The 6,790-nt window shown below is 46.7% G+C and carries 7 protein-coding genes and 1 pseudogene; 4 read left to right on the top strand and 4 right to left on the bottom strand.

Annotated features, from left to right (window positions below):
• Positions 1 to 98, top strand: a pseudogene (locus Q3O06_RS04805) (helix-hairpin-helix domain-containing protein); the annotation flags it as partial.
• 87 nt (positions 99 to 185) lie between these two features.
• Positions 186 to 635, top strand: coding sequence for a type IV pilin protein (locus Q3O06_RS04800; RefSeq protein ID WP_096123570.1), 450 nt, complete (start codon positions 186 to 188; stop codon positions 633 to 635).
• Positions 636 to 724: 89 nt separating this feature from the next.
• On the opposite strand, the gene Q3O06_RS04795 is transcribed toward Q3O06_RS04800, so the two are convergent.
• The 3 genes from Q3O06_RS04795 to Q3O06_RS04785 form a co-directional block, all read right to left on the bottom strand.
• On the bottom strand, positions 725 to 1,117 hold the full coding sequence (locus Q3O06_RS04795; RefSeq protein WP_301817927.1) for a 5'-nucleotidase: 393 nt from the start codon (positions 1,115 to 1,117) through the stop codon (positions 725 to 727).
• A gap of 70 nt (positions 1,118 to 1,187) precedes the next feature.
• Entirely contained in the window at positions 1,188 to 1,400 is a 213-nt protein-coding gene (locus Q3O06_RS04790) for an SWIM zinc finger family protein (protein WP_301817926.1), read from the bottom strand.
• A gap of 275 nt (positions 1,401 to 1,675) precedes the next feature.
• Positions 1,676 to 2,662: a DNA-methyltransferase gene (locus Q3O06_RS04785; protein WP_301817925.1), complete on the bottom strand. Its 987-nt coding sequence runs from the start codon at positions 2,660 to 2,662 to the stop codon at positions 1,676 to 1,678.
• A gap of 98 nt (positions 2,663 to 2,760) precedes the next feature.
• Here Q3O06_RS04785 and Q3O06_RS04780 point away from each other — a divergent pair, with 98 nt between their 5' ends.
• A complete protein-coding gene (locus tag Q3O06_RS04780; protein WP_301817924.1) occupies positions 2,761 to 2,967 on the top strand; it encodes a helix-turn-helix domain-containing protein in 207 nt (68 codons plus the stop codon).
• Positions 2,964 to 3,530 carry a PDDEXK family nuclease gene (locus tag Q3O06_RS04775; RefSeq protein ID WP_301817923.1) on the top strand — a complete coding sequence of 189 codons (567 nt, stop codon included), beginning with the start codon at positions 2,964 to 2,966 and terminating at the stop codon, positions 3,528 to 3,530. Before Q3O06_RS04780 ends, Q3O06_RS04775 begins: the two co-directional genes overlap by 4 nt.
• Positions 3,531 to 3,574: 44 nt before the next feature.
• On the opposite strand, the gene Q3O06_RS04770 is transcribed toward Q3O06_RS04775, so the two are convergent.
• Positions 3,575 to 6,715 carry a DUF3418 domain-containing protein gene (locus Q3O06_RS04770; RefSeq protein ID WP_301817922.1) on the bottom strand — a complete coding sequence of 1,047 codons (3,141 nt, stop codon included), beginning with the start codon at positions 6,713 to 6,715 and terminating at the stop codon, positions 3,575 to 3,577.
• Positions 6,716 to 6,790 lie beyond the last annotated feature (75 nt).

Here is a 6,790-nt window from a genome sequence, read left to right as displayed (position 1 = left end):
GCCCGGCGGTGCTGGCGAAGCTGAAGGACCAGGCTTCGGTCGGCGCGCCCGCACCCAAAGCCCCCGCCAAACCGGTGCTGCCCGCAGCTAAAAAATAGAGTGGGAAATATGCATACTGCTGAATGGGATAGTAAGTCTGTTCAAAGAAGTATGTTGAATAATCTGTTCTTATTGGAAGTAAAGTAATGACTGATAATCGGGGATTTACGTTGGTTGAATTAATATCAGTGGTCTTGATATTGTCTGTACTTGCTTTAATTGTTTATCCGAGCTATCGTAATTATGTTGAGAAAGCAAAGATAAATGCAGTGCGGGCAGCCTTGTTAGAAAATGCACATTTTATGGAAAAGTTTTATCTGCAGAATGGGAGGTTTAAACAAACATCTACCAAATGGCCAAGTTTGCCGATTAAAGAGGCAGAAGGCTTTTGTATCCGTTTGAATGGAATCGCGCGCGGGGCTTTAGACAGTAAATTTATGTTGAAGGCGGTAGCCATAGATAAAGATAAAAATCCTTTTATTATTAAGATGAATGAAAATCTAGTAACCTTTATTTGCAAGAAGTCCGCCAGTTCGTGTAATGACGGGCTGGATTATTTTAAAGGAAATGATAAAGACTGCAAGTTACTTAAGTAGGCTTGTTTACAAATCAATCGATAGTGTTTCAGTATTTGTACGGGTTTCCGCCTTGAGGGAATGAGAATCGTGTAATATTAAGCCTATAGTTATGACCCGTAATCCGTATCTGGATTGTTTCCGGATAAAAGAATAAACCCAATCGGTGGATCGTTTGGGTTTATTTCATTGATTGACAGAGTTTTTGATAAATGGAAAGACAACGCTTTTTTTAGGGGATGGTTTTGTTTTTCCCTCTGATATTGCCTATAGGTTTCTGCCCCTTCTATTCTAAATATATTATCCGATTCGGATAAGTCGAATAGGGCACTTGATGCTAAGCCGATTACAAGCCGTTTCGGTAAATCATAGGACATAATAAGGATATCTTTAGCCGTGGATTTATGGGGCATGGTAGCAAAAATTGTATAGGGGTGTACATTCCTAATCTGAAAGGATGAACGGATTCTATAATGCCGTCTGAAAATGTTTTCAGACGGCATTTTGTTTCCAATTCGTTATAGGCTTGTATTTTTCCTATGCAATATAGTAAGTTAAGGTATATTTGCACTCTTAGACATAAGGGCAATCGCAGCCCCCGTCCTTAATGTACAAATCACTATCCAGCTTCAGCCATATCCAATAGTTTTCCGAACCGCACACCTCCGCCCGATAACGCCCTGAGGAAGTTTTTTCGACGTCGCGAACCTTGCCCTGCTGAAAATAAAGCAGGCCGCGTTCGGCGATGTGGGGCAGGAACAGGTAGGACGAGTGGATACAGGGCATGGTTGGTTTCTAAGAAGTTGTTGAAATATGGGGAGCTTACTGGCTCGGGCGGCGTTTGAGGAGAGGGTGGCGGAAATTCTTGTTTGGCAAGGTGGCAAAAGGTCGCCTGAAAATGGGTTTCAGACGACCTTTGGTTTGGGTGGAAAGGGAAGTAGTTTAGAAAGACCGCGTGCGTACTGCACATACCCTACACACGGATTCCAAGTTTTGCGTGATTTATGAATAGAATGTTTACTGAAAGGCACATATGTGATTGGATGCATGCATAGCTTACACTATGAGGATGCTATGGATTTGTTTGAAGTAAATTTAGTATTTAATTCTGTATTTGAGATTAGATTTTGAAAAATAAATTTAGCATTTCCAGGTTCATTTATAAATCTGAAAGCTGATGCAGCGAGATATTCAGGAACTTTTTCAAAGGCAAGCCATTTTCGGCCTAGCTTTTCACACGCTAAACCAGTTGTATTTGATCCCGCAAAAATATCCACAACAATATCATTCGGCTGTGTAAGGAATTTAATAAAAAACTCCGGTAATTTAGTAGGGAAACGTGCTGGATGAGCTTTAATTTCTGCAATCTTACAGGCCCTTAGATAGAGTGAATTAGCCTCTGAATTGGAAATTTGTAGTAAGTTGGAAGGAATAGCTCCACCATTATTTTTTCCAAAAGAACTACCAATATCATGCCCAGATGGTCGTTTGGCAGGTGTATAGTAATCACTAGGATTTTTAATTAATTTCTTCATGCGCTCAGAATATTCTGTTAAAACTTTCGATATATCTGCCATAGGCCATTCTGTTTTAGAAAGCCACCATACTGTATTTACAGAATCTTTGGCACGAATCTTTCTCTTATTTACCCATTCAATTGGAGATGGGAGTTTAGATGGGTTATGCCAAAAAAATTCCTCCGCTAAATGAAACCCAATTTCATCACAAAACTTAATTAAGACACGATAATTATACAGACTTCGGACAGGGACTCCTTTTTGATATGCTCCTCCCAAATCTATTACGAATGAGCCTGTTGAAGTTAATTTCTTGTGAACGAGTTGTGCAAATTTGAATAGCCATTCTACATACTCATGTTGCTCCTTATTCCCGTATTCTTTTTTTCTTTGCAATGCAAATGGGGGGGATGTAATAACTAAATGGATAGATTCATCTGGTATTTGCGCGAGCATATCCAGGGAGTCAGCAACATAGGCTGCACCTAAATCAGTGGAGTAAAGAGGGGATTTGTCAAAGTTGAAAAACATAATAGAAACTCAAAAAGTTCAAAATGAGATTTATAGAATGTAGATTTAAAAAAGTCAAGAGGGCATTATAGCATTTTTACTTTGACTACATATCTCATATGTCTGCACGTCTACGATTTGCATATAACCTAAAACAGGTTAGACACACAAAAAATCTTTCTCAAGAAGAACTTGCTGATTTAAGTAATCTGCACCGCACTTATGTTAGCGCGGTAGAGCGAGGAGTTAAAAATATTTCCATTGATAATATGGAAAAATTAGCAAAAGCTCTAGATTTAGATATTATGGAGCTTTTGAAACTATGATGTTAATTGAAAATCAAGAAACTGATTTAGAGAAGCTGAATCGCTTGTTGCCGTATATAAGAGAGTATCAAGAGCTTGCAGATAAATATAACATTAATGATATTTTTCAAGATAATGGGGGAAAGTATCTGCAAATATTTATGTATCTTGGATTACATACTGACGGCTCTCGCGAAGGAAATGACGCTTTCGATAAAGACGGAAATGAATATGAAATTAAAACATTAAATATTGATTTGCAACGTAGTTTTTCTACGCATCATCACCTTAATCCAATAATTATTCATAAATATCGGCAGGTTGATTGGTTTTTTGTTCCATTCAAAGGGATAGAAATACAAGCAATCTATCGTTTAAAGCCACATGATATGGAGTTTTTCTATTCAAAATGGGAGGAAAAGTGGAATGCAACAAGTAAGGATATTAATAACCCCAAAGTTCCACTAGCATATGTAATGGAACATGGAACTTTGGAATGGTTGCCGAGTGGTGTAGAGTCTTTCACATTAGAAAAGTTGGTTAAAGACCCCAATAGGCCAATACAGCACAGGAAGAAGAAATAGATCTTTTGGGCTGCCTGAAGTTTTTCAGGTAGCCTTTATTCATCTTATCCCCCCCACACCTTCAACAACCGCTTCACCGACACCGGATACGGCGTCTTCAACTCCTGCGCGAACAGCGACACTCTCAATTCTTCAATCATCCATCTAAACGCGGCGAGGTCGTCTGAAACGGGTTGTCCTTGTTTCACCAAGCCGTCGGTTTTTTCCTGCCACATTTGTTCCAATTCCTGTATATCGGCTTCGCGGGCTGCGTCGCGGGCGGGGTTGCTGCTGTATTTTTCGAGACGCAGGGTCATGGCTTTGAGGTAGATGGGCAGGCGCGGCCATTGTGCCCACGGGGTATGGCTGGCAAAGCCGGGGGCAAGCAGGGTTTGCAGGCGTTGTCGCAGGAGGTGGGTCAATGGATGCTTGCCTAGTTTGCCGTTGAGTTCGGCGTAAGCGGCGGCGGTTTCCTGCAAGTAGCGGCTGAGGGCTTCTTTGACGGCGGGCAGGCGGCTGCGGGCGCGTTTGATTTGCTCTTTGAAGGCTTTTTCGTTGCGCGGCAGCTCGTCTTCGCCGATAAAGGCGCGGTCGCAGACGGCTTGGGTGAGGTCGTCGCGCAGGGTGTCGGCGTTGATGTGTTTGAGCAGCATGGCGGCTTGGGTAAAGCCTTGAATGCCTTTGTTCAAATCTTTTACCTGCTCTTTTAATTGCAGCTTCATCAATTCAATCACGCCTTGACGGTGTGCCTGTTCGGCGGCGGCGGACGTGTCGAACAGGCGCAGGGCGATGCGGCCGTCTTTTTCTTTTTGCAAGCCGAGATAGCCGGTGAGCTGTTGTTTGCCGCGTGCGAATTTGATGGATTCGGGCAGGGTGCCGATGTCCCATGCGGTGACGTTGTCGCGCTCGAATTCTTGGGTGTTGTCGCGGAAGGTGGTGGTGGCGGCTTGGCCGAGTTGTTGTTGCAATTCATGCAGTTTGCGGCCACCGGCAAGCTCTTGTCCGCCGTCGTCGATAATGCGCAGATTCAGATAGCAGTGTTCGGGCAATTCTTGCCCTGCCCATGCGTCTTGGTCGATTTGCTCGAGAATCCGCATATCGCCGGCGCCTTTGGCGATAAAGTGCGCCAATTGGGGAATGATGGCGGCTTGGCGGTCGGGATTGCTTTCGAGAAATTTGGTGATGAAATCGGGTACGGGCACGCAAATGCGGCGGATTTGCTTCGGCAGGGCTTTAATCAGCAGCTGGATTTTTTCGCGCAACATACCGGGCACCAGCCATTCAAGCGACGGCGCGTGCAGGCGGTTGAGGACGGTCAGCGGCACGGTCATGGTCATGCCGTCGAGCGGATGGTGCGGCTCGAAGCGGTAGGAAAGTTTGAACTTGCCGTCTGCGGTTTGCCAGAATTTGGGGAACTGCTCTTCGGTAATGTGCGCGGCGGCGTGTTGCATCAGATCGTCGCGGCTGAGGAACAGCAGGCGCGGATTGTCGCGCTCGGCGGTTTTGAGCCAGGCTTCAAAGGTACGGATATCGGCAAGGGGCAAAGGTTTCAGACGGCCTTTTTGAGATGCTGGCTGCTTTTTGGGTTTGGGGTCGTCTGAAACATTTTGTCGGGTATGTGAACTCGGTTCACGCACGTGCTTGTCCGCATCGTTGGAATCCACTACGTTGTGCAGGCTGTCTGCAACCGTTGAAGCTGCGGCACTCTGTTCCCTCTCATGCGGGAGAGGGGTAGGGAGAGGGCTTGCTGAGATTGCGAAAAAATTGGTTTGGGCGGCAACTGTTTTGCCCTCTCCCCAGCCCTCCCCCACGGGGGAGGGGGTGGTTTGTTGGGCGGCGTAGGTTGGGTTGTCAAACCCAACGGTTTTTGTGGTTACGGCGGGTGTTGGGTTTTCAACCCAACCTACGGTGTTGCTGTGATTTTCATTTTGGCGAAACTTATTGCGTTCATTTTCAGACGACCTTTCGGCTTTGTCAGATTCAATAATCCGTACGGAATCTTCACTTCCCCAAACGCCGCCTTTCGCGTCTTTCCACACCAGCTCGGGCAGGCGTTCGTTATAAAAAGCAAACAGGGCTTCGTCATCGACCAATACGTCTTGCTTGCGCGATTTGTGTTCGAGTTCGGTAATTTCTTTAATCAGCTTTTTATTGTGAACAAAAAAGGCCGTCTGAAGATTGCTTTCCTGCGCCACCAATGCGCCGCGGATAAAGATTTCGCGCGCTTCTTCGGGCGCAACTTTGCCGTAAGACACGGGGCGGCGCGGCAATACGGTCAGGCCGTAAAGCGTCACGCGTTCGCTAGCGACGACTTCGCCGCGTTTTTGTTCCCAGTGCGGCTCGAAATAGTGGTAGCGGACAAGGTGCGGCGCTTCCTGCTCGATCCATTCGGGCTGGATAACGGCGACGTCGCGCGCGTAAAGGCGCGTGGTCTCAACCAATTCTGCCGCCATCACCCATTTGGGTTTGGCTTTGAACAGGGCGGAGGCGGGGAAAAGGTGGAAGCGGCTGCCGCGCGCGCCGGTGTAGTCGTTGCCGTCGGGCGATTTCATGCCGATGTTGGCGATAAGGCCGGTCAGCAGGGCGCGGTGGATTTGTTCGTAGCCCGCTTCTTTGGCGGCGCGGATTTGGGCGCGGTGTTGCTTCTTATCCAGTTGTTTTTGTTTGAGTTTGGCGGATAAGTCTTGGTCACCTTGGCTTTCAGACGGCCTTAATTGTTCTTGGGAAGGAGGTTGTCTAAACGCGGCTTCTTTGGTGGTCAAGCCCATTTCAATCGCGGTTTGGGCAAGCTGGTGGTGCAGCTCGCGCCATTCGCGCATCCGCAGGTGCGACAGGAAATATTGGCGGCACCACTGCACCAATTGCTTGTTGGATAAACCTTTGTCGCGCTCGCGCTGGAAGCTGTCCCAAATGTTCAGATAAGCAAGAAAGTCGGATTGCTTGTCGGTAAAGCGTTCATGCGCCTTGGCTGCGGCATCGCGCGCCTCCAACGGCCGCTCGCGCGGGTCTTGAATTGACAGCGCGGATGCAATCACCAATATTTCCGCCATGCAGTCGTGTTTCTTCGCCGCCAGCAAAATGCGCGCGATTTTCGGGTCGATGGGCAGGCGTGCCATTTGTTCGCCGAGTTTGGTCAGGCGGTAGCGGGGAGGGGGAGATGGGACGGCTTTCAGGCTACCTGAAAAATCTTTGGTGTCTTGCATCATATTGTTTTAAAAGAGATTGTGAAAATAGGAAAGCAATTTGAAAAGTGCAGGCTGCTTTTTGTGCTGTACTGGTTT

The sequence above is a fragment of the Neisseria maigaei genome (genome assembly GCF_958267405.1).
In the GTDB taxonomy this organism is placed as follows: Bacteria; Pseudomonadota; Gammaproteobacteria; order Burkholderiales; family Neisseriaceae; genus Neisseria; species Neisseria bergeri.
This window is presented reverse-complemented; position numbering and strand designations above follow the sequence as displayed.

Coding starts and splice junctions, on each gene's coding strand:
- Q3O06_RS04800 (WP_096123570.1), top strand. CDS start 186: ATGACTGATAATCGGGGATTTACGTTGGTTGAATTAATATCAGTGGTC.
- Q3O06_RS04795 (WP_301817927.1), bottom strand. CDS start 1,117: ATGCCGTCTGAAAACATTTTCAGACGGCATTATAGAATCCGTTCATCC.
- Q3O06_RS04790 (WP_301817926.1), bottom strand. CDS start 1,400: ATGCCCTGTATCCACTCGTCCTACCTGTTCCTGCCCCACATCGCCGAA.
- Q3O06_RS04785 (WP_301817925.1), bottom strand. CDS start 2,662: ATGTTTTTCAACTTTGACAAATCCCCTCTTTACTCCACTGATTTAGGT.
- Q3O06_RS04780 (WP_301817924.1), top strand. CDS start 2,761: ATGTCTGCACGTCTACGATTTGCATATAACCTAAAACAGGTTAGACAC.
- Q3O06_RS04775 (WP_301817923.1), top strand. CDS start 2,964: ATGATGTTAATTGAAAATCAAGAAACTGATTTAGAGAAGCTGAATCGC.
- Q3O06_RS04770 (WP_301817922.1), bottom strand. CDS start 6,715: ATGATGCAAGACACCAAAGATTTTTCAGGTAGCCTGAAAGCCGTCCCA.